17 protein-coding genes and 9 pseudogenes are annotated in these 21,925 nt (G+C 58.2%); 15 read left to right on the forward strand and 11 right to left on the reverse strand.

Translation table 11 applies throughout. The features are described from left to right. Window positions 1–24 precede the first annotated feature (24 nt). A pseudogene (locus tag ACFSOZ_RS23700) lies at window positions 25–177 on the forward strand (IS6 family transposase); the annotation flags it as partial. 59 nt (window positions 178–236) lie between these two features. Here the strand turns inward: ACFSOZ_RS23700 and ACFSOZ_RS23705 are convergent. Beyond that, on the reverse strand, window positions 237–1,343 hold the full coding sequence (locus ACFSOZ_RS23705) for a mandelate racemase/muconate lactonizing enzyme family protein (protein WP_379101876.1): 1,107 nt from the start codon (window positions 1,341–1,343) through the stop codon (window positions 237–239). A gap of 48 nt (window positions 1,344–1,391) precedes the next feature. Between ACFSOZ_RS23705 and ACFSOZ_RS23710 the strand changes: the two are divergent. After that, a pseudogene (locus tag ACFSOZ_RS23710) lies at window positions 1,392–1,772 on the forward strand (DDE-type integrase/transposase/recombinase); the annotation flags it as partial. Between the two features lie 88 nt (window positions 1,773–1,860). Here the strand turns inward: ACFSOZ_RS23710 and ACFSOZ_RS23715 are convergent. From ACFSOZ_RS23715 to ACFSOZ_RS23725, 3 genes are read right to left on the reverse strand one after another with little or no spacing between them, the layout of a single operon-like run. Beyond that, window positions 1,861–2,793, reverse strand: coding sequence for a 2-oxoglutarate and iron-dependent oxygenase domain-containing protein (locus ACFSOZ_RS23715; protein WP_379101878.1), 933 nt, complete (start codon window positions 2,791–2,793; stop codon window positions 1,861–1,863). Next, a complete protein-coding gene (locus ACFSOZ_RS23720; RefSeq protein ID WP_379101880.1) occupies window positions 2,790–3,497 on the reverse strand; it encodes a class I SAM-dependent DNA methyltransferase in 708 nt (235 codons plus the stop codon). Before ACFSOZ_RS23720 ends, ACFSOZ_RS23715 begins: the two co-directional genes overlap by 4 nt. Beyond that, window positions 3,497–4,849 carry an NAD(P)-dependent oxidoreductase gene (locus tag ACFSOZ_RS23725; RefSeq protein WP_379101881.1) on the reverse strand — a complete coding sequence of 451 codons (1,353 nt, stop codon included), beginning with the start codon at window positions 4,847–4,849 and terminating at the stop codon, window positions 3,497–3,499. The genes ACFSOZ_RS23720 and ACFSOZ_RS23725 overlap by 1 nt, the downstream gene beginning before the upstream one ends. A 582-nt stretch (window positions 4,850–5,431) precedes the next feature. On the opposite strand from ACFSOZ_RS23725, the pseudogene ACFSOZ_RS23730 reads away from it, so the two are divergent. The 5 genes and pseudogenes from ACFSOZ_RS23730 to ACFSOZ_RS23750 form a co-directional block, all read left to right on the forward strand. Further along, window positions 5,432–5,878 (forward strand): annotated as a pseudogene (locus tag ACFSOZ_RS23730) (IS6 family transposase); the annotation flags it as partial. Window positions 5,879–6,610: 732 nt separating this feature from the next. Further along, window positions 6,611–7,324 (forward strand): NAD(P)-binding domain-containing protein, encoded by a 714-nt coding sequence (locus ACFSOZ_RS23735; RefSeq protein WP_379102025.1) that lies wholly within the window; start codon window positions 6,611–6,613, stop codon window positions 7,322–7,324. Continuing rightward, window positions 7,321–8,424 (forward strand): alcohol dehydrogenase family protein, encoded by a 1,104-nt coding sequence (locus ACFSOZ_RS23740; protein WP_379101883.1) that lies wholly within the window; start codon window positions 7,321–7,323, stop codon window positions 8,422–8,424. The genes ACFSOZ_RS23735 and ACFSOZ_RS23740 overlap by 4 nt, the downstream gene beginning before the upstream one ends. A gap of 73 nt (window positions 8,425–8,497) precedes the next feature. Next, window positions 8,498–9,577: a class I SAM-dependent methyltransferase gene (locus ACFSOZ_RS23745; RefSeq protein ID WP_379102027.1), complete on the forward strand. Its 1,080-nt coding sequence runs from the start codon at window positions 8,498–8,500 to the stop codon at window positions 9,575–9,577. Window positions 9,578–9,749: 172 nt separating this feature from the next. Next, the gene (locus tag ACFSOZ_RS23750) at window positions 9,750–9,917 is read left to right on the forward strand and encodes a group II intron maturase-specific domain-containing protein (protein WP_379102029.1); all 168 of its coding nucleotides are present in this window, start codon (window positions 9,750–9,752) and stop codon (window positions 9,915–9,917) included. A gap of 237 nt (window positions 9,918–10,154) precedes the next feature. On the opposite strand, the pseudogene ACFSOZ_RS23755 reads toward ACFSOZ_RS23750, so the two are convergent. Then, a pseudogene (locus ACFSOZ_RS23755) lies at window positions 10,155–10,621 on the reverse strand (transposase); the annotation flags it as partial. Between the two features lie 121 nt (window positions 10,622–10,742). On the opposite strand from ACFSOZ_RS23755, the gene tnpA reads away from it, so the two are divergent. After that, a complete protein-coding gene (tnpA, locus tag ACFSOZ_RS23760) occupies window positions 10,743–11,087 on the forward strand; it encodes an IS66-like element accessory protein TnpA (RefSeq protein WP_379102031.1) in 345 nt (114 codons plus the stop codon). After that, window positions 11,084–11,389: an IS66 family insertion sequence element accessory protein TnpB gene (gene tnpB / locus ACFSOZ_RS23765; RefSeq protein WP_379101885.1), complete on the forward strand. Its 306-nt coding sequence runs from the start codon at window positions 11,084–11,086 to the stop codon at window positions 11,387–11,389. The genes tnpA and tnpB overlap by 4 nt, the downstream gene beginning before the upstream one ends. Here tnpB and ACFSOZ_RS23770 read toward each other — a convergent pair. Both ACFSOZ_RS23770 and ACFSOZ_RS23775 read right to left on the reverse strand, forming a co-directional pair. After that, complete coding sequence (locus ACFSOZ_RS23770; protein WP_379101887.1) at window positions 11,386–12,528, reverse strand: recombinase zinc ribbon domain-containing protein; 1,143 nt, start codon at window positions 12,526–12,528, stop codon at window positions 11,386–11,388. The genes tnpB and ACFSOZ_RS23770 overlap by 4 nt on opposite strands. 20 nt (window positions 12,529–12,548) lie before the next feature. Continuing rightward, window positions 12,549–13,025, reverse strand: coding sequence for a recombinase family protein (locus ACFSOZ_RS23775; RefSeq protein WP_379101889.1), 477 nt, complete (start codon window positions 13,023–13,025; stop codon window positions 12,549–12,551). 85 nt (window positions 13,026–13,110) lie between these two features. Between ACFSOZ_RS23775 and ACFSOZ_RS23780 the strand changes: the two genes are divergently transcribed. After that, the gene (locus tag ACFSOZ_RS23780; RefSeq protein WP_379026924.1) at window positions 13,111–13,809 is read left to right on the forward strand and encodes an IS6 family transposase; all 699 of its coding nucleotides are present in this window, start codon (window positions 13,111–13,113) and stop codon (window positions 13,807–13,809) included. A 168-nt stretch (window positions 13,810–13,977) separates the two neighbouring features. On the opposite strand, the pseudogene ACFSOZ_RS23785 reads toward ACFSOZ_RS23780, so the two are convergent. Continuing rightward, window positions 13,978–14,178, reverse strand: a pseudogene (locus tag ACFSOZ_RS23785) (integrase core domain-containing protein); the annotation flags it as partial. A 950-nt stretch (window positions 14,179–15,128) separates the two neighbouring features. Beyond that, complete coding sequence (locus ACFSOZ_RS23790; protein ID WP_379101891.1) at window positions 15,129–15,395, reverse strand: hypothetical protein; 267 nt, start codon at window positions 15,393–15,395, stop codon at window positions 15,129–15,131. A 483-nt stretch (window positions 15,396–15,878) separates the two neighbouring features. On the opposite strand from ACFSOZ_RS23790, the gene ACFSOZ_RS23795 reads away from it, so the two are divergent. Then, complete coding sequence (locus ACFSOZ_RS23795) at window positions 15,879–16,139, forward strand: hypothetical protein (RefSeq protein WP_379101893.1); 261 nt, start codon at window positions 15,879–15,881, stop codon at window positions 16,137–16,139. A 492-nt stretch (window positions 16,140–16,631) separates the two neighbouring features. Here the strand turns inward: ACFSOZ_RS23795 and ACFSOZ_RS23800 are convergent. Next, a pseudogene (locus ACFSOZ_RS23800) lies at window positions 16,632–17,380 on the reverse strand (IS5 family transposase); the annotation flags it as partial. A 493-nt stretch (window positions 17,381–17,873) separates the two neighbouring features. Between ACFSOZ_RS23800 and ACFSOZ_RS23805 the strand changes: the two are divergent. Then, window positions 17,874–18,152: pseudogene (locus tag ACFSOZ_RS23805) on the forward strand (transposase); the annotation flags it as partial. 216 nt (window positions 18,153–18,368) lie between these two features. Here ACFSOZ_RS23805 and ACFSOZ_RS23810 read toward each other — a convergent pair. Next, window positions 18,369–19,419, reverse strand: a pseudogene (locus ACFSOZ_RS23810) (IS110 family RNA-guided transposase). Between the two features lie 66 nt (window positions 19,420–19,485). On the opposite strand from ACFSOZ_RS23810, the pseudogene ACFSOZ_RS23815 reads away from it, so the two are divergent. The 3 genes and pseudogenes from ACFSOZ_RS23815 to ACFSOZ_RS23825 form a co-directional block, all read left to right on the forward strand. Further along, window positions 19,486–20,094, forward strand: a pseudogene (locus tag ACFSOZ_RS23815) (DDE-type integrase/transposase/recombinase); the annotation flags it as partial. Between the two features lie 50 nt (window positions 20,095–20,144). Beyond that, complete coding sequence (gene tnpC, locus ACFSOZ_RS23820) at window positions 20,145–21,428, forward strand: IS66 family transposase (RefSeq protein WP_379101894.1); 1,284 nt, start codon at window positions 20,145–20,147, stop codon at window positions 21,426–21,428. An 8-nt stretch (window positions 21,429–21,436) separates the two neighbouring features. Next, window positions 21,437–21,868 carry an IS1096 element passenger TnpR family protein gene (locus ACFSOZ_RS23825; protein ID WP_379101896.1) on the forward strand — a complete coding sequence of 144 codons (432 nt, stop codon included), beginning with the start codon at window positions 21,437–21,439 and terminating at the stop codon, window positions 21,866–21,868. Window positions 21,869–21,925: the final 57 nt, after the last annotated feature.

Genomic DNA, 21,925 nt, shown 5'->3' on the forward strand with positions numbered 1-21,925 from the left:
GCTCTAGACGAGGGTGCGCCACGAAGGCGCGAAGGAGGCCTGCAACGGTTCGTGTCGATCTTCTCAGGTCTCCGAAACCACTTCGTTCCGTCCCACCACCAACACTCCGCCTTCCAGATACATCTCCACCGACTTACCGCCATAGCTGAGTGGAAAGCAGCGACTGCAGCCGCCTGAAATCGACCCACTTCGACTTCGCGCTCCTCATCAAGTTAAGGTGACAACGCCCCTCATGCCTATGCGAAGACGGACACGGGATCGCCGAGAATCCCGGCGTCCGGTGTCACCCCGAGGCCGGGTGCGGAAGGTGGGGTGGCAAAACCGTCAATATTTCTGGCCCCCTGTCCGGGAACCGGGTCGACAGCGAGGTGATGGTGGCAGAGCCAACTCGCCAACCGATTCTCTTTTGGAGTGGAGGAAGCCAGATGGATGGCGGCGGTGTCCGCCAGCGCGGATCCACCGAGATCTTCCAAATGCATCTGCCACCCGACGGACACGCCAAAGTCCCTAATTTGCTTTGCCTTTGTCAAGCCGCCGACTCTATTTGGTTTCACCTTCACTCCCTCGCAGGCGCCGAGCTTCCATGCATCGAGATGATCTTGGAACGTGTGGAGGCACTCGTCGAGCATGATGGGCTGTTTTACTCTTTGAGCCACCTGCGCACATTGCGAGAGCGTCTCGCATGGTTGCTCGACCCAGCCGCGCAACGAGACATTGTTGAGGACCTGCACTGCCACGGCGGGCAGCCAGGCGCGATTGACATCGTAAGTGACAGTTTCATCGGGTCGCAACGCCGCTTCAATCGCCTCAATCCGCGATATGTCAACGACGGGAATGCTCCCGCCGACCTTGGCCGAGTGTGTTCTATAACCTTCCGCGTAAGCCTCACGAATAAGGGCAATCATCTCTTCATTCGACCCGGTGGAAATTGATGAATTCACAGCCACCGGATCAGCCCTGTCAGCCCCCATCAAGCGCCAAAGAGGCAAGCCGCTGGCTTTTCCGAGGGTATCCCAGCAGGCCATATCCACGGCCGATTTGACGTATAGATGTCCTGGCAGCGCTACGTCCATCGTTTGATTGATGGCATTAAGAGCGCAGGGATCCTGTCCCAATAAGGAGGGCGCAAGCGTGGCGATACCGGCTCGGATTCCAGGGCCGTGCGCGGGCAAATAGGTGTTTCCCCAAGGACAGCCTTCTCCCCAGCCGAACAATCCTTCATCCGTCTCGATCTTGACGAACGTGCTGTCGAGAGTCTCAAATTTGAGACGCCCACCGGAAAGCCAGTACGGTTTCGTCAGTGGAAGGTCGACCTGATACAACGAGATGCGAACGATTTTCATAGGATGCCACGTTCCTCAAATCTTGGCCGCGCGAAAACATTCCAACGCCTTCAGGCCCGCCGCAACACCAAGGCAGCCAAGCGATTGCTGACCCGGCTTCTGAAGAAGCAGTGCTTCGCGCCGAAGCGGATGATCACCGACAAGCTACGCTCCTATGGCGCGGCGCGGCGTCAGGTTATGCCGAACGTCGAGCATCGATCGCACAAAGGCCTGAACAACCGCGCCGAGAATTCACATGTGCCACTGCGAAAGCGTGAGAACGCCATGCAGGGCTTTCGATCATCGAGAGGCCTGCAACGGTTCGTGTCGATCTTCTCAGGTCTCCGAAACCACTTCGTTCCGTCCCACCACCAACACTCCGCCTTCCAGATACATCTCCACCGACTTACCGCCATAGCCAAGTGGAAAGCAGCGACTGCAGCCGCCTGAAATCGACCCACTTCGACTTCGCGCTCCCCATCAAGTTAAGGTGACAACGCCGTCACCATATATGCGCAGCATGACAAAGCCGAACAACCTACTGCAACTCTCGCGCCCGTCCGGCGCCATTCCCGGTTTCCCAGATCGAGTCGAAGTTGCGCAACATAACTTCCGCGACGCTGAAGGTTTGCTTTCCTTGCCGGGAAGTCAGGCGGGCGTCGATGTTGGGATAGATAAAAAAGGGAAGGGAAATTCGTTCGGCCGGACCAGTGTGCACGACCTGATGGGGCGTGCTCTTGAATCGGTCATCGCTCAAGGCTTGAAACATGTCGCCCAGATTGACTACGAGACTGTCGGGCAGGCTCGGCGCCGGCACCCAGCGCCCCCCGAACCACACCTGCAAGGAGCGCGTGGGGAGTTCCTCTTGCAGCAGCAGCGTGAAGAAGCCATTGTCGGTATGCTTTCCGGCCATGCCTCCGCTAGATGGATACCGGATCACGCGCTGCAGCACCGTCGGCGGGCTGAAATGGCGTTGGAACCAGCCCTCCTCCATATCGAGCAGGTTGGCCAGCGCGTTCCCGAGTTGCGGCACAACCTCGTTGACCACGGTAGCTTGCAAAGCAAGCAGGCTTCGAGCGAAACCAGGAGCCAACGCGTCGTCCGGAAGGCGTGTGCAACCAGCAAACGGACGTCGGTCGGCTTCGTTGTCGATTCCGAGGTCGAACATTTCCTTCGGATCGGGGCCGGCCTCGGGATGCAGCACCTCGCCGTACAACGGACTGTATCCACGGGCGGAAGTGGGGTACACCCCTTGCGAGGCGTGACCGTAGCGTTCCTTAGTCGACTGAGGCAATGCGAAGAACCGGCTGGAAGCGTCGATGGCTTGTGCGATCTGTTCCTTCGGGATTCCGTGCTCGACAAGGTAAAAGAATCCGTACTCCTCGCAGGCCACGCGTAGGCGCTCGCACTCTTCGTGACGCGTTGCATCGGCTGCCAGTGTTGCTAGTGAGATTTGCGGTAGTGGGGTCATAGCTGCTGCTCCGTGGGTGCGTTGGCTTTATCGGTCACTTGGAGAACCCAGTAATGCGCCCCCTCCTCGGCGACGTATTTGCCGTCGTTTAGACACTGTGCCGGCACCAGGGTGCCCGCATCCTGCAGAGACCGTACCTCAGCTTCAAAGGATGTGGTCTCCGCATAGCTCTTGCGGGTGCTTGCGATGATAAATCCGTTGGGGCGCGTGACGCGGGCCAGTTCGCGTAGTGCGTCCGGTCGAACATGCCCTAGCGTTAAGACGCCGCAGCAGACCGTGATGTCATAGCTCCCGCTGGAGTATTCGAAGAGCGGCCCGTTAAGATCGACACCCGCTCGAACATGCTGGTAGACGCCGGTCTGCCGGGCCTTTTCGGCCATCTCCTCGGAGAGGTCGAGCCCTTCGATCAACCGGAAGCCGAGGCGTTCAAGCTGAACACCGACGAGGCCCGTTCCGCAGCCAGCGTCCAGGATCGCGATAGCTGCTCGCTCATTGGCAAAATACGCTGTCTGCACGGCGCCCGCGAGTTCCGCAACCACCGTCGGCCCGCAATATCCGTCGCGGACGACATCCACTTCATAGGAACTCGCCCAATCGCGATAGAAGTTGGCCAAGCGACCAACGTCGCCGTCGAGGGCATGGGAATCCTTGATGCGCTTTCGTGCGGCTTCCTCAAGTGCGGTCCGTTGGTCGAGGGTATTCATCACAGTTCCTCCGTGTAGGGGCAGATGAGATGCGGCACGGTCGTCAGCGGCGGCGCAGTGGCACTGTCTAGATCTACAAGCTGCCCGTTGGCGTATTGCTCAGCATGGCTATCCGACCATGCAGAGGCGCCTACGCTCCAGGTGATAACGTCGTAGATCAGGGCATCGCTCAGGCCCATGCCGCGCCCAAGATCAAACGCCTCGTCAAGGATCAGGCGATTGACGTGGGTGACCTCGCCGACCAGCGACTTGAGCAAGCGTATCTGGATGTCATTGAGCGGGACGTCGTCGAGCGGAAACACATGCTCACGCTTCGGTTTGATCCGTCCGATGGGATCGGTCAGGAATTCTTGGTCTGGCGGATGCGCGGGGTCGGCACCGTACTTGGATGGCGCGCGATAGCCCGGCACTTGCAGTCGAACGCCGAAGACCACCTCCGCCAGCTCGACGACCCGCAGATGGCTGTCGTATCGGCCGAACTTCCGTCCCGCCTCGCTATAGCGCCTTTCGACTGCGCGCCCGATCGGCAATCCCACGCCGAGTTCGTCGGCTAGCTGGACTGTCAAGCCCATATCCTTCACCGCGATCTCCAGAGTGCAAGAGCGATCGTAGCTGCCATCCAGGAGAAACGGGACGAACTGCTCGGTTGCAACGGAGTTTGCGGACGAGGCGACAAACTTGCGCCACGCCTGCTGCGCTGGAACGCCATCTCGCACGCTTTGGCAGAGCGCGTGGCCGCTCGCAACGGCTGCAGTGTAGAAGAGCAGGTTCGTTAGTAATTTGACTGATTGGCCCTGACCGATGTCTCCGACATGGAAGGAGACGGCTCCCATGATTTGCAACACCGTCTCGCAACGCACATAGGCCTCCGGTGGCCCGCCGACGAAGAAGCTGACATTGGCGAAATCGACCCCCATGTGGGACAAGTTGCTCACGGGCGCTTCTAGTGAATCCACACCAATTGCTGCGGCCCGGCGGGCGATCTCGATCGTGTTGTGGTAGTCGGTGGTGGACGTATCGATCCACACGCTCGCCGGTGCCATTCCGGCTAGAGCGCCTTGCTCGCCCGTCATGTTGTCAAAGACGTCGCTTGGCAGCGGCAGACAGGTGATGACGATTTCGCAATCGCGGGCCGCGTCGCGCGGTGTGTCATGCCACCGGGCTCCCTTTTCCCGCACGTCTCTCGCAGCCGCAGGATCGATGTCGTAGACGTTCACTTGATAGCCGGCTTGCAGGAGCTTGGCGATCATCGGTCGCCCCATGCTGCCGGTACCAATGAATCCGATGCGTTCGACGTTGCGGAAATGAGCGTCGCTTACAGCCTCTACGATAGACACTAGAATTCCTTTCACAAGTACAGTCGCGATTTTCTCTTCATTTATGTCCGATAGTACCTCATAGATAGATTTATGTCCGATAGTACATCATAGATAGAATAAACACCGGATTTGTGTTATCAGCAAGGGAAGATATATAAAAAGAGTTTGCATTTTCATTGCGAGTTTACGGAAGATGATTAAAGTTTTGGTGGACAAAGTTCACGATTGTGGGTCGTATAAAGGGCGGAGTTAGAGCGGCTTTTTTGTTGACAGCTCGGCGACAACTCGGGCTCGTGACGGTCACGCGCTATCGGCCGCTGAGACGTTCGGCGTCGTGCGGGTACGGCGGAAGCTGGAACCTTCAGGAATGGCAGGGGCGATGTCACGGTAACGGCTTATGAAGAGCCTCGCGATAGACACACTTGCATGAACACCTCGCCGATCAGCTACAAGCGCCAGACGTAAGGCGTCGGGAGCCAGCGCTGTTTGCACATTGGCGATTGCTGTATCGGGCAACGGCTGGACGGTAGGAGCCGGATGAGTGGAGACGCTCACGTCCAGATCTGTGAGAGCCTGGGGGTGAAATTCCCCCGGGCCACTCGACTGGCCGTCACCATCGCCGGCAGACAGCACTGGTTGTGGCGCGCGGTCGATCAGGACGGCTGTGTACTTGATGAGATCGTCCAGAACCGGCGCAACACCAAGGCGGCAAAGCGATTGCTGATCCGGCTCCTCAGAAAGCAGGGTCTCACACCGAAGCGGATGGTCACCGACAAGCTGCGTTCCTACGGCACCGCACGCCGCCAGATCATGCCGAACGTCGAGCATCGGTCGCACAAAGCTCTCAACAACCGCGCCGAGAATTCGCATGTGCCGTTGCGAAAGCGTGAGAACATCATGCAGGGCTTTCGATCAACAAGAGGCCTGCAACGGTTCGTGTCGATCTTCTCAGGTCTCCGAAACCACTTCGTTCCGTCCCACCACCAACACTCCGCCTTCCAGATACATCTCCACCGACTTACCGCCATAGCCGAGTGGAAAGCAGCGACTGCAGCCGCCTGAAATCGACCCATTTCGACTTCGCCCTCCTCATCAAGTTAAGGTGACAACGCCGTTGTTTGTTCCCGCAGTGGTGACGGCGACGCTTCCGGAACCGGCGCCGACGCGTCCAGCACGGCCACGGAAGCGGAAGACGCCCGGGAGTGCTGGTGTCACCGAGCTTGAGATCGACGGCCATGCGGGTCGGTCGGGGAGCCGACACCAAGATTGTTGCGGCGGTGATCCGTGCGCTGAAGCCTACGTCGTGATCGGGCCGACGGGCGCCGTCAAGGTCATAGTGGCGACGAAGCCCGGTGGACTTCCGCAAAGGTGCGGAAGGGGCTGGTTGCGCTGGTGCGTGAGCATATGGGCGCCGATCTGCCAGAAGCTTGTCATTCAGCGGTTCTGGTGAGGGTTGTCGCCTGCACAAAAACCTCTTGCAGACGGGGCTGGCCATTCCTTCTATCTGTCATACATCAAATGAAAGTCAATTGTATTTAACAATAGCCCAATGAATTATTCATTTATATATACTTGCCTTTGCCATGAGTGCGATGGATATTCCTTTGCTGTCGATATTGACACTTATCCAAGTCAAATCGTGAATTACTTGCGAAAGGATGTCCCATGGCTGCTGTAGAGGCTAGAGGAAGCGCTGTGCACACTATTCATATCCACAATACCGACGCAGCATGGGGCGGCGACTGATGATCGCCAAGCTCCTGGGAGCCGCCTATCGGGGTCGATGTCTACGATATCGAGCCCACGGCCTCGAAAGACGTTGTCGAAAAGGGAGCACGGTGGCATGACGCACCGCGAGACGCGGCCCGCAATTGCGAGATTGTCATCACCTGCCTGTTGCTGCCACACGACGTCTTCGACAACATGACGGGCGAGAAAGGCGCCTTGGCCGGATATGGGCACCGGGGAGCGTGTGGACCGACACGTCAACTACCGACTACCCACACGATCGAGACCGCCCGCCTGGCTGCAGCAATTGGCGTGCATTCGCTAGAAGCGCCCGTAGCAACTTGTTCCACATGGGGGTCGATTTTGCCAATGTCAGCTTCTTCGTCGGCGAGCCATCGGAGGGCGTTGCGAGGCCGTATCGCAAACCATGAGAGCCGTCTCCTTCCATGTCGGAGACAGCGGTCAGGGCCAGTTAGTCAAACTACTGACGAACCTACTCTTTTACGCTGCAGCCGCCTCGATGTTCCGTTTGCATCTCCATTGTTAGGGCGCGATCTTCGCGAGTCGGATACAATCATTCGAAAGATTGATATCGTGGTGCTCGGACCCTTTTGGCGAATTGTCCTTAGCCATTCCCATCCCGCAATGGATCCGGTTTCCGGACAGGCCAGACAGATTGAAGGCTATGCTCCCTGCGCGCCTGGCATTGGAGTCGCCCGGAAATCGGAAGTCTCGACCCTCCGGTATCGAGAATCTCGTACCCTTGGAGAGCAATTATGAGCTTGAAGACATTGATGCGCGCGGTCATCCTCACTGGTCACGGCGGTCTTGAGAAGCTTGAGTATCGTGAAGATTGGCCCATTCCGGCGCCGCGCGCCGGAGAAGTGCTCATCGAGGTTGGTGCATGCGGCCTGAACAACGCCGACATTAACACGCGGACGGCTTGGTACTCCAAGCGTGTCACCGACGGCATTACGCCCACTACTGGAAGCGCCGGATTTGCAGAGGCTCAGTTCGACGCAGGCAGTTGGGGAAGCTCTGCGATAAGCTTCCCGCTTATTCAAGGCTCCGATGTCGCGGGCAGGATCGCCGCGGTCGGTGATGGCGTGGGTTCTACTCGGATTGGTGAAAGGGTCATCGTGGATCCTTGGCTTCTCGGTTCGGGAGACTGGATGAATCCTTCGAGCGCCGTCTACTTCGGATCGGAATGCAACGGCGGCTTTTCTGAATTCACGACTGTACGCTCCGAAAACGCGCTCCGCGTTGACTGCGATTTGTCCGACGCCCAACTCGCAACGTTCCCTTGCGCCTACGCCACGGCAGAGAATTTGGTGGCGCGCACAGGCTTGAGGCCGGCAGAAACCGTCGTAATCGCCGGCGCTTCTGGGGGCGTGGGAACTGCTGCGATCCAGTTGTGCCGATTGCGCGGAGCTCGGATCATCGCCATTGCATCACGGTCCAAATCGAGCGTTTTGAGGAAGCTTGGCGCCGACGCCGTGATCGATAGGGAGACGGCGGAAATGTCCGAGGCGATCCGAACGGCGGCTGGCGGCGACGTCGACGTCGCGCTCGACGTCGTGGGAGGCCGTATCTTCCACCATCTCGTCCGCGCCTTACGCCAAGGTGGACGCTATTCGAGCTCCGGCGCCATTTCGGGACCAGTAGTCGATTTTGACCTCAGGCAACTCATCTACAAGGACCTTCAACTGACCGGTGCGACGATCGTGCCGCCGGGAACGGCAAGGCGATTGGTCGATCTGATTGAACGTGGCTTGCTGAGGCCTCTCCTTGCAGCGGAATATACACTGCCGGATCTTGCAAAGGCGCAACAGGCTTTCATGGAAAAGCTACACGTTGGGAATATCGTCGTTACTGTCTGATATGAAGTGTTCCTGAAGCGCGAGATGGAAATTGCCGTCAGCTGGCTGGAGGAGATCGGCCCCGGTGTTGCTTATGCATGGCGAATTCGGCGAACAGTTTTCGGGCTTCGTCTTCACGAATCACGCTTGGATGCAGAGCTACGGATCACGCGTCCGCCCGCTGATGATCTATGGCGACGTTTTGCGCCCCCAGCCGATGACCGTTTCATGGTGGCGTTATGCAGAGTCGCCGACGGACAAGGCCAGGAGAATGCCCGCCGTAGAAGTGACGATCCTCAACTGGTCCTTGGTCCGGGAGGACATCCCGCGCAGCCAGACCTGCCAGCAGATCGGGCTCGCCGGACGACAAAACATCCAATCCTTCCCCATCACTGGAGAGCCAACTATGCAGTATCCTACGAATCTGACCAATGCCTTGGAATTCATCTGGGGTGAGGGCATCCTTTCGCCGGGCGGGCCGGAGGAGGTCGCGCAGATGCTGGAGGGCATCGACGTTTCCGGCTGCCGCGTGCTCGACATCGGTTCCGGCCTAGGCGGCATCGACGTGCTGCTTGCGGCCAAGCACGGGGCGTCCGCGGTAATCGGCATCGATGTCGAGCCGCAGCTGATCGACTCGGCCCGCGACTTGGCGGCGAAGGAGGGGCTCTCCGGGCGCGTCACCTTCCAGTTGGTCACGACGGGGAAGCTCCCGTTTGCGGATGCCAGCTTCAACCTGGTCTTCTCCAAGGACGCGATGGTGCACATCACCGACAAACTGGCGGTCTACTCAGAGGTTCTCCGCGTGCTGAAGCCTGGCGGCTGGTTCATTGCCGCGGATTGGCTCTGGTCCGAAAGCGCGGCCGAGAGCGCCGTCGTTCATGCCTGGCTCTCTAAAATGCAATTGACATTCGCCTTTACGCCGCCCGCGGCCGCCCTTCGGGCACTCATCGAAGCGGGTTTCGCCGAACCGAAGGTCAGCGATCTCCGCCGTGAGCTGCAGGAAGCCAACCGCAAGGAGGTGGCGCTGCTCGAAGGTCCGATACGCCAGAAGCTTGCGGCGATCGTCGGCACGGAGATGGCCGAGAACCGTCTCGCCAGCGCCAAGGGCCGTCAGGGGGCGCTCGATTCCGGCGATCTCATCCCTTGCCATCTCAGCGGCCGCCGCCCGACCTAATACTCCAGTTGCGGATCATTAATTGTCTGGTTCCCTTCGATAGGTTATGAAGGGAGCCATGTTTTGTCGCGTCATGGTCAGGGTCGTTGCTGACTTGGGAGCAGGAACTCAGAGCGGCGCAGGTTGGGCGTATCGACAAACGTATTAACGACCTGGCCAAGAGTTCAACCCGATCCTTCGTGGGTGGATCAACTACAATGGTCGTTACCACAAATCGGCACCTTCCCGAGCATTGATGCATCTCGATCTGCGCCTGGCACGCTGGGCGATGTCGAAATATCGCTGCCTGAGACGCCATCGTCGGCGTGCGCGGTACTGGGTCCAGGCGCACGCGCCATAATGGCAAGAGCCAGATCGCGAATTGCATCGAGCATCCGCGCGGCCGTCACAGCCTTTGTCCCCGGTTCCACGTCGCCAGAGCAACGTTGGCCGGTTCGATCTCCGGGCCGCACTATCGCCGGCGGAAGCATCAACCTGATCCGAAAGTTTCTGCATTGGCACTTGCTATTTTTGGGATTCGGGAGGCGTTGGTGCGTGGATGGGGACTTGAGCGGATGCCAGTCTTTGATGGAGCTGTCTACGCGGTGGCTCCATTACGGCGGACGGATTTCGGGCGTGCGCATTCGAGCATGCGGTTGAGGACTGTGCAGCCGATGGCGATTGCCGTCTGCTGAGCATGAAACGACCGGGCAGACGCCGCCCGATGAGGGCCTTGTATCGCCCGATGGCGATCTCGACCAGCGCGCGCTTACCATAGCCGGTGGTGGCCTGCCATTTCATTCGACCGTCTCTGCCGATTGCTGTGATATGCAGATCCCTTTGGCCGGGAGGTTCGGTGTCGGCGCGCTCGACCGCGTTAGCACGCGGCGGAATAACGATCACAGCGCCGGCGCTGTGGTTGATGACGGCGTCGTAGGTCGGCTTTCCATCATAGGCGCCGTCGGCGGTGAACTGTCCGACCGGGCGACTGATCTGGTCGAGCAACGGGGCCACCTGCGAGGCATCGCCTGTGTCCCATTCGGTCATCGCGCGGGCGATGATCTGTAAGCGTCCGGCGAGCGGATTTTGCTGATCGCGCAAATCGGGCGATGTTCTGGCATTAGAACCAGCATTAGTGCTGACATTAATACCAGATCGAAGAGGTTGCATGGCTCGCATGGAGATCATGTCCGGCACTGAGCGTAGGCGTCGGTGGTCGGACGAGGCGAAACTGAGGATATTGACAGAAGCGGATCAACCTGGTGTTCGCATTGGTGATGTGGCTCGCCGGCATGACATTCATCCTGGCCAGATCCGTTTGTGGCGGCAGTCCTTCAGCTATGTTGGTCGACCAGCGATGTTCCTTCCGGTGGAAATCACCGAGGAGGTGAGCGCTACCCAGGCACCTGACACGCCACCGGCGCCAGCGGTCATCGAGATCTCGCTACGAAACGGTCGGTGTTTGAGGGTTCCGGCTGACGTGGAGCTAAGGATGCTCGGGTCGTTGATCGCTTGCGTGGAGGCGGCATGATCGGGCCTTCTGGGAATGTGCGGGTCTATCTGGCCTGCGGGGTGACCGACATGCGGCGTGGCATTGATGGACTGTCGGCGCTTGTCGAGGCGGCTATTAAGGAGGCGCCGGGCTCCGGCGCAATCTTCGGCTTCCGCGGAAAACGCGCTGATCGGATCAAACTTTTATGGTGGGATGGCCAAGGGTTTTGCCTGTTTTACAAAATTTTGGAACGCGGATACTTTCCCTGGCCGACGGCGAAAGATGGAGTTGCGCATCTGACGCAAGCTCAGTTGTCGATGCTTTTCGATCACGCATGTTAATGCCCCTCCTGCTGAGGCTGACAGATTCTGAGATCGAGTTGGGGGATGGCGTGGTCTCGGAGGTTTTTGAGCGCATCGAGCACGTCAGGCGTGTCTTGGAATAGATAGCCTCCGGCCGGCTGAGGGTCGATCAAAAGGCGTTTGTGCCTGATCTGTACATAGAGCCAATTGACCGGGATATTGAGCTTGGCTGCCAGCTCCGGGGCGCTGAGCAAGCTGGATGCGTGGGACCATCGGCTACGCTGAGAGGTCATTTTGATTCCGGCGCCGAGACGAACGCGTTGCACGGTGATCGGCAGGACCTTCTCTGCACAGTTGGGCGAGCGGTGTCCTTCGGCGGTGAGGACGGTGGCAATCTCGTCATCAGGCATGCCTGTGCGTGCGAGATCGAGAAGGCGATCTCGCATCTCCACACCTCGCGTAAGCTTGGCGACCGAGTTGACCTTCATCTTCACTTCGAGGTCGGTCACGGCTCCGCCCCGCCACACGATCCTGACCGTGGCGAGGTCGCGTTCGCCGCGATCTAAAAAGACCTTCTCGACAAGGCACCGCAACAACGCCTTGCGTTGAGCATCCGTGGTGTCTTCGTCCGCCCAGATTTGCGGCAGGCGACCGGCAAGAGCGACGACCTTGCCATTGAGGGTTTTGCCGATTGCTATCCTGGAGACGGGTTGGAGAACGGCTTGTTTGGCGAGCGCCTCCTCGGCTTCCCGGGCCTCTCTCAGCGCTGCTTCCCACCGACGCTCGAGCTCATCGGCGACGAGACGATTGTCAGGATCGACCCGGTTGAACTGACGCTCGGCCAGCGCAGCCGCGTACCGTTTCCGCTCGAGCTGGCGCTCCGCGCCGGTGCGCAACGCCGCGTTCATCTGTTGCTGGGCTCGGTGCGCCCTGGACAGTGCGTCAAGCTCAGCAGGCGCCAGCGCCGTCAGAAACGCATCTGCTACAGCCGCATCCACCCAGGGTGCACGGATGTGCTGGCAGGTCGGCAATCCTTCGTGGGTGCGCAGATGGTTGCAGACGTACTCGCCGCCACCCTTGTAACGAACGTACATCTTGTGGCCGCATCGTGCGCACCAGGCGATCCCGTGATGCAGAAGTTCGCCGTCGCGCGGGGCTCCTCTGGTCTTGATGCGCATATATTCGGCTCGCTTGTCTCTTACGATGCTCCGGAATTTTCATAAGTCGACCAGTCGATGTAGGAGGGATAACGGTCCTTCACGACGAACCGCCATTCCTCCATTGGCCGTGGGGTCTTCGCCGATGAAGCGCCTTCGCGCCCGGCCGTACGAATGCGCGTGCGTCCATAGACGAAGGCGCCTGCATAGGCGGGATTCTTCAGGATCGACGACACGGCCGAGACCGTAGCGCGCGACCAGCGCAGATCGCCATGCCGGTCACGGCGCGGCAGGTCGAGGCCGCGATCATTCAGCACCCGCATGACCTTGGCCACGGTGCGCAGCTTCAGGAACATCTCGTACACCAGCCCGAGCCGTTCCTGCACCGCGAGGTTGGGATCCTTGACGACAATCCCGCTCGGATCGCGCGTCAGGCCGATCGGCAAGCTGAGCGCAAGCTCGCCGCGTTCGGCCTTTGCCAGCAGACCGCTCGTCAGCCGGCAGCGGATCGTGTGCAACTCAAGCTCCGAGATTGGATCTGTTGCAACCTTTTGATTACCAGCGCTGTGGCAAGGAGCCTTCGATCATTTTCGGAGGGTTGCAATGTTTAAAGGCCGTCAGTTCGACCAGTCCGTGATCCTGCTTTGCGTGCGCTGGTACCTGGCCTACAATTTGAGCCTGCGTGATCTTGAGGAGATGATGGCTGAGCGCGGCATCAGGGTCGATCACACGACCATCCACCGCTGGACCGTTCGTTTCTCGCCCTTGTTGCTCGAGCGCTTCAACCAGCGCAAGCGTGGCGTGACCGGCAAATGGCATGTGGACGAGACCTACATCAAGGTACGCGGCCAGTGGATGTATCTCTATCGCGCCATCGACAATGCCGGTGACACAGTCGAGTTTTGGTTCAGCGAGCAGCGCGACCTGCCGGCGGCCAAGCGCTTCTTCAGAAAGGCGCTGGACCGTCATGGCCGACCGGATCGCGTCGTCATCGACGGGAGCCAGACCAACCACGAGGCGATCGTTTCCTGCGACACCACAAATCGCTTGCAGGATCGCGCCCGGCGCCGGCTGAAGCCGATCCGCATCCGCCGGAGCCAGTATTTGAACAATCGGATCGAGCAGGACCATCGGCGCATAAAGCGCCGAGTCCGGCCGATGCTCGGCTTCAAATCGACGGCCACCGCCTCCGCCATCCTTTACGGCATCGAAATGATTCACATGATGCGCAAGCGACAGGCGAGGTATGCCTTCAATCCGAATCCGTCCCTGGCCGAGCAGTTCGAAATCCTCGCCGCCTGATTGACCTTACATCAGGCCTCTCTGCGCCCTCTATTCACCCGTTGCAACAAAACCTGCAGGACAGCGGCAACTACAAGCGCTATCCGATCCGCAACGTCGATGGCGAGAGAGGTGGCTCGGTTTGTTTGGACAGGAATTCCCGATTTATAAGTGGAACACTGCCTCTGGTTAGGCCGCCTCGGGAAGCGGTAGCGGGGTGAAGTAGGCCTCATCTGGCGCTCTGCCGTCAAGGCTGGAATGCGGGCGTCCCCGATTGTAGAAATCGAGATATTTTCCGATCGACGCTCGCCCTTCGCGAACGCTGTCATAGGCCTTGAGATAGACCTCCTCATATTTCACCGACCGCCAGAGACGCTCGACGAGGAGTGATCAAGCCGACTTGGCCTGGCCATGAACTGTCGAGTGTTCTGTAATAGACGTAAATAATTGGCCAGAAATTGCTCAGTATCCGGCCTGCGGTGTACCACCGCGGTGTTGCGCTGCTTGTATTTTGTTTTTTCGTTACGCTTAGCGCCTAGGGCACATCGTATTGTACTGTTTCACTTGAATTCAATAACTGGCACTTGTTATTGTCAGGTTGTTCAGAATTTGTTGCGGCGTATTTGTCCATTTTTTCAATCTCAAAACATCATCGATCCCAAAAAACTGAAGCGTTTTATTTTATTATATAGCGTGACACATTTTTGCAATTATTACACAAGACCTCCGCGCTTTTCGCGGCGGCTGCCAGATCGTCGACTGGCAAGCTGGTCACCAGCTTCCAGTCGATCGGGTCGCGGCTCGAAGGTGGGTCGACTGAAGTGGACCCTGTGCTGATGGCCTGAAATGAGAGCTGGCCCCGGGGGGGGGCTTTAACTCCTTCTGGAGGAAGTACACGGTGGCAGGTCAGTCCGCTCCGTTTATCAAAACGGAACGGCATCCGCACCACCTAAGCCGCCGGTCCAAAATCCGGGGGTCCACTTCACCAATACCGAGCAGCTTACGAATTAAGCGGGCGCATTTAAAATAGTGCTAACGCAATAGTTGCCAAAAAACGTCGCATTAGTAGCAATGCTCGACGACGGTACCAATCGAGATAAACGTCGTACAGAGCAGCAAAAAAGCGTTCAAGATATCGAAGCGCAAACCGCGCCTCCATGAACGAGCATTAGGGTAAGCATAGAGAAAACAATAGAACGATATTTTATTGATTGGCCTGACTTATTTCACAATTACATAAAACCGCCGCATATGGCAGAAAACAACACAGCATAAATGCTTACACGAAAGATAAACATATGAAACAACGAGCAGGTCAGGCCAGTAGCCACCGAAGCTAATCACACTTTTATCGCATTGCCCCATATGAGCACGTTGAAAGTGCCAGATAGGTTTGCGTCCTCCTTAACAATTATGAACCCGAAGTACGATATCTCAGCTTGTGGCACGTTATCCGGAGTGAGGGCCGATACCACATAGCCCGTGTTAGGCATCAGTCGTCCATTCTCCGAGGCGAACTTTGCATCAGCCTTGCTCAGATAAACGTTCTTGACGTCTCCAGGAGTTAGGTGGCTATTCCGCAAGGCGTTGGCGATGGCGTTCCTCATGTTCTCAGGGTGGGTATCGGTGAAATGCCACATCGTGAGAGATAGAGAGCTGTTTAATCTGCTATGCGTAATGGAAAAAACATGGCTGTGAGAGAACGTTTAAATACTGAATGAGTGAGGTCCTTCCAGCCTTGCAAAAGGTTAAGTGGCTTCTCGCGCAACGCACAGAATAATGGCCTTTCGTAAGCGAGAAACGGCTAATAGCTCGCTGATACGTCTCAAAGCCGATGTGCCTACCTAGGAATCCCCGAGAGCGACGTTTGAATGGCTTTTCGCATAAGGCAACTCGTTGGAAAACAACAGCAAAGTATGCGTCGGTCTCGCTAAGGGGTAGCGCTTCACTTACATGAAAGAGTCATCATTTGTTCGCTCGTCTCAAAAGCTGGCAACATTCGGGGCTGGAAGGGCTTAAATACCGCATGACCAGCTAGCTATCGGCACTCGTTCTCCCACCACAAAGAATTATACAGCTCCCCTCTAGCCATGTCGGACGCGGAGTCGGACTATGTCGCGGACTCGGACTCAACGTTTTTCTCTGACGAGAAAGACGGCTCCTCCTCAGATGACGACTCTTCCTCTGAGGAGGAAGAAGAAGAAGTAGAAGAAGAAGTAGAAGAAGAAGAAGAAGAAGAAGTAGAAGAAGAAGAAGATGGCCTAGAGCCTCCGCCTGCCGATCTGCACGAAGACGACTTTTCCTCTTCGGGTTTATCCTCTTTGGAGGACGACGACTCGGACGAGGAGTGATCAAGCCGACTTGGCCTGGCCACTGTTGTATCTTCGTTTTTTGGCTTTTGGTTGTATGCTATCTTACTATGAACTGTCGAGTGTTCTGTAATAGACATAAATAATTGGCCAGAAATTGCTCAGTATCCGGCCTGCGGTTTACCACCGCGATGTTGCGCTGCTTGTATTTTGTTTTTTCGTTACGCTTGGCGCCTAGGGCGCATCGTATTGTACTGTTTCACTTGAATTCAATAAAGGGCACTGGTTATTGTCAGGTTGTTCAGAATTTGTTGCGGCGTATTTGTCTATTTTTTCAATCTCAAAACATCATCGATCCCAAAAAACTGAAGCGTTTTATTTTATTATATAGCGTGACACATTTTTGCAATTATTACACAAGACCTCCGCGCTTTTCGCGGCGGCTGCCAGATCGTCGACTGGCAAGCTGGTCACCAGCTTCCAGTCGATCGGGTCGCGGCTCGAAGGTGGGTCGACTGAAGTGGACCCTGTGCTGATGGCCGCCAGCGCCGTGTCTCGTTCGGCAGTGCCGGTGGCCTGGCTGACGATGCCGCCGACTGCCAGGCCATGGCGGTTCTCCATCAGAGCATGCCCCATGTAGCAGAGCTTGGCCGGCTGCCCGTCGCCCTTCTTGTATAGCCGAGCTTCCGGGTCCGTCGTGCTTTGGTGCGTTTCATTTGAACGCTTCTCTTTGTGGAAGCTGCGCTCAGCGTTGCGTCCTTGCGTCCCGGCCCCTCACTGTCGTTGTCGCCTCCATCCTTTCTGCGGAAGCTCTTGATCGAAGCCCATGCGCCGATCAACGTGCCGTCCACCGAGAAGTGATCGCTCGACAACAGCCGCTTCACCTTCGGCTGAGCCAGCACCGCAGAAAGGAACTTAACGGCAATCTTACCCTCTAACAGCCGGTCGCGATTCTTGGAGAAGGTCGAGTGATCCCACACCTGATCATCCACTCCCAGACCAACAAACCAGCGGAACAACAGGTCGAACTCCAGCCGCTCCATCAACTGTCGTTCCGAGCGGATACCGTAGAAGGCATGCAGCAACATCGCCCGAAGCAGCTTCTCCGGTGCAATCGAGGGCCGGCCAAAATCCGGGTAAAGCCTCGCAAATGCCTTCGACAGATCGTCCAGAGAAGCGTTCACAATCTCTCGGATCAACCGTAAGGGATGATTCCGCCGAACGCGCGCTTCAAGATCCACGTAACTGAACAGCGATCCAGATCCCTCGTCCGATCCGCGCATTCCGGTCTCCCGATTCAATCATCGAGAGAATCACGTCCAATTCCATCCCGCTAGAGACTTTTTCAACACCCTGCTAAAGGGCATATGGCCTTCGTTTGGACGGGGAAGCTTAAATCCAATCTTCGATTGTGACTCGAGTTTTCTGTCGCCGCGCAACATTTTTGGCTGAAGTTGGCGGCGCGGAATAACAGCTGTGCCGCCGTCTTATCGAGCCGCATTCATCATCTGACGAACCTTCGTTCAGCTCTCAGATCAGATCTATTGCAACAGTCGCCCATCGCTGGGCATCCCGTATCCCGCTGGGATAGACGACCGCGTCCCAGCCCTCTCGGGCTGCATCCACTATTGTGGAGCGTCGTTTGTGGCCCCGACATACAGAGGAAATCGCCTCAGCCAGCTTTTAATCCATCCAACGAAAGTTCTCGCAATCCGGCTCTTCCACTGAGTTTTTCCTCCAGAAGGAGTTAGAGTCCGCCCGAAGAAGGACGGACGAATGAAGCGAGCAAGGGAGCAGATTATCGCGGTATTGAAGGAGCATGAGGCTGGGGCGAAGACAGCCGACCTGGCTCGCAAGCACGGTGTCTCCGAAGCGACAATCTACAATTGGAAGGCCAAATTCGGTGGCATGGACGTTTCCGAAGCAAAGCGGCTGAGGGCCCTGGAGGAGGAGAACGCGAAGCTGAAGAAGCTTCTGGCCGAGCAGATGCTCGATGCGGCCGCACTTCGCGAGCTCCTTTCAAAAAAATGTATGGTCCGCCCCGCCCGTGCAAGGGTTCGTAACAGCAAAAATGACGCTTTCAGTTGCATAAATGTATCCGGCCTCTCGCGAGTGGACTGCTGTTGCAGCCAGGCCATGATGAGATCCGCGCACGCCGTTCCCAATAAATGGTTCGGGCACGAAGCCCGCTTTTTTGCACAGGGCTTACGGCATGTTGATCCACTGTTTCGTCATCACTGTTCCCGAGCCTTGCAATCGAAGCCAGAAGCGTCAGGCGAATGCAGGATCCCTGCGTTCGTAGAGCGCTCCCGGCTTGGTCAGGACAACCCAGACAATGCGGGCCATTTTGGCGGCTAGAGCGACAACGGCCTTGTTCGGATGCATCCGAGCCTGGAGCCCGTCGAGCCAGCCTCCTAGGCGATCGCGTGTCCGGTCCAAATGCCGGAAGCAGGATCGCGCGCCATGCACCAGAAGCTTTCTCACATAACGGTTGCCGCGTTTGCTGACACCAAGCAACGTCTGTTTTCCGCCGGTCGAGTATTGCCTTGGCACTAACCCCAGCCAGGCAGCAAGGTCGCGGGCCTTGCGAAACTGCAGCCCATCACCAATTGCGGCAAGTACGGCGGTCGCACCCAATGCGCCGATACCAGGGATTGTCATCAGCCGGCGTGTGACGTCCTCTCGATCGGCGACCGCTTCGATCTCCTGTGTCAGTTCGCGGATCCGTTCTTCGAGGCGGCGGAGATCGGCGAAGAGATCGCCACCAGGCGACGCATCACTGGTGACAAGTCGTTTCCTTCGTCATTCAAAGCGCGCGGCAACTCGAGTTTGAATATTCCGGCACCCTGACGCAAAGGTACACCGTACTCGAGGCAGAAAGCCCGCATCTGATTGATCAGGCGTGTCCTCGAGCCGACCATCTGGTCACGGATTCGGTGCAGCGCTTGAAGATCGACCTGGCCCTCCTCCTTCACGGCGACGAAGCGCATTGTCGGTCGCGTCGCGGCCTCAGCGATCGCCTCGGCGTCGATGATATCGTTCTTGTTTGATTTCACGTAGGGTTTCACGAATTGCGCGGGGATCAGGCGCACCTTGTGACCAAGTTCCTGTATCATCCGGGCGAGCCACTGTGAACCGGCGCAGGATTCCATGCCAACTATGCTGGTTGTGCCCGAGCAAAGAACTGAAGAAGGGTATCCCGTCGAAAGCGAACTTTCTGAACAGGTGTGCCGTCGCAGCTCAGGCCAACGACGTGGAACAGGTTCTTGCCAATGTCGATTCCATAGACTGCCGCCGGTTGCGGCAAATTGCGATGGGTCATGATACTCTCCTCTTTTGATCTGGCCTTCCTATGATGAAGGAAAAGGACGGGGCGGACCATCCCTTAATGGTAGGGCCCGCCGCCAAGCGCGCTGCGGTCGCGCATCTGCAGGCCGTCATGAGCCTGTCAGAACGGCGGGCCTGCTCGATCGTGGACGCGGATCGAAAGATGATCCGCTATCGCTCCAGCCGTCCGCCGGACGCAGTTTTACGTGGCCGATTGCGCGATCTCGCCAACGAGCGGCGGCGTTTCGGCTACCGCCGGCTGTTCGTCCTGCTGCGGCGGGAGGGAGAGCCATCGGGGATCAACCGGATCTACCGGCTTTATCGCGAGGAAGGGCTCGCCGTCCGTAAGCGGCGGGCCCGCCGCAAGGCTGTGGGAGCCCGAGCCCCAATCCTGGTCGAGGCGAAGCCGAACGCTCGCTGGTCGCTGGACTTCGTCCACGATCAGTTCGCCAACGGCCGACGCTTCCGCATTCTCAACATTGTCGACGACGTCACCAAGGAATGCCTGGGCGCCATTCCGGACACATCCATCTCGGGCCGACGCGTCGCCCGCGAACTGACGGCGATCGTCGAACAACGAGGCAAGCCAGGAATGATCGTATCCGACCACGGCACCGAGTTCACCTGCAATGCCATGCTCGCTTGGTGCAAGGATGCTGCCATCGACTGGTAATTACCCACGCCCTTGTCAGGGGCAAGAATCCCTGAATCTATGGGGATATGGATCGCACTGATTTGCAGCGTCTGACGAAGGAAGAGTTGATCGATCTGGTGCTGCGGATGCAGCGGCCAGAGAAGACATCACGCACGTCGTCCAAGCCACCTTCGAGCGATCGCAAGGCGCGTCGGGACAGGGCAAAGCCTGGCGGCGCCAAGGCGGGTCATGAAGGTCACAGCCGCGCCATGAGTGAGGATGCCGATCGCATCATCGATCATCATCCCGACCAATGCCTTTGCTGCCGCGCCAGCCTGTCGAGCGATCTTGCTGCCGAAACCGTCAGCGAGCACGACAAGATTGAGCTTCCCGCGATCAGGCCTTTGATTGAGCGCCATCGGCGTCTGGCAGTCCGATGCCCGTCCTGCGGCACGCTGGTCGTCGCGGCTGTGCCAGATGCGGCGAAGGGGACGCCGTTCGGGCCACGCGTGCACGCCGTAGCGACCTATCTCAAGACTTTCCAGGCCCTGTCCTACGAGCGGCTGCAGGGCGCGTTCGCGAACCTTTTCGGTCTCAACATTAGCCAGGGCGGACTGATGAACATGTTGCGCCGTGCGCAGGGCGCGTTCGCGGCCGAGTGCGACAAGGCCGTCGCGGCGTTGCGCCGGGCCAAGGTCATCGCCTCCGATGAGACCGGCGTGCGGATCGAAGGAAGCAACGCCTACCACTGGGTGTTTCGCTGCGCCGAAGCGGTTGTTCATCAAGCGGCGCCAACGCGCGGTGCCGTCGTGGTCCGGACCCTGATGGACGGCCATCGGCCCGACGTCTGGTGTTCCGATCGCTATGCCGCACAACAAGGTCACGCAAATGCGCATCAGACCTGCCTGGCGCATCTCGCCCGCGACGTCGCCTATGCGGACGAGGCAAGTGAGGACATGCTGCCCTCACGGCTCAAACGTTGGCTGCAAAGGGCCTTCGCCCTAGCCGACGGTATGGAAACCTTCGCCGCCTCGACCATCGCCGGCAAGCGTCGCGCCCTGGAGCGAAGTCTGGACGATATCTTCGCCACCACAACGTCGTGCGATCTGGCCCGCGACATCCAAAACAAGTTCAGGCGAGCTCGCGATCAACTTTTGACCTTTGCCCAAAGGCCAGGAATGGTCGACGCGACGAACAACGCCTGCGAACGGGCGCTGAGACCCGCCGTCGTTCAACGGAAGATCACCAACGGCTATCGCGCCATGTGGGCCGCCCAGGGCGAAGCCGACATTCGAACCGTCGTCGACACGGCTCGTCTCGCGCCAGGCACGAACTCCTTCAAAATCATCCTTCAAACCGTCAGCGCCTGAAATCTGCTATGACTGAGCCCACGACCTTGATCTTCCGAGCCTCTCTTCGGGCACGGCTTTGTCGGGACATCGAGGTGTCGAGTTCGAGCACGCTGGCGGATCTGGCCGAAGCCATCGTAGCGGCATTTGGCTTCGACTTGGACCACGCCTACGGCTTCTATTCAAAGCTGACGGGAAAGCTGTTCGACTCGCCCCTGCGGTTCGAACTCTTCGCCGACATAGAGGGGAGCGGCTCTCGCAGCGTGAAGGGCACGCGCGTCAGCACAGCCTTCCAGAAGGTGGGCTCGGCAATGACCTTCTTGTACGACTACGGTGACGAGTGGCGCTTCCGCGTTGAACTTATTGGAACAGGGCAGGCGCAGCCCGATGCCAATTACCCGAGGATCGTCAGCAAGATCGGCAAGGCTCCCCCGCAGTACCCGGACATCGACGACGAGTGACGACGCACCGTGCCGCATCGAGGGGGCGAGGGGGTGGGTAATTACATCGACTGGCAC

The sequence above is a fragment of the Mesorhizobium newzealandense genome, from assembly GCF_042682145.1.
Taxonomy (GTDB): domain Bacteria; phylum Pseudomonadota; class Alphaproteobacteria; order Rhizobiales; family Rhizobiaceae; genus Mesorhizobium; species Mesorhizobium newzealandense.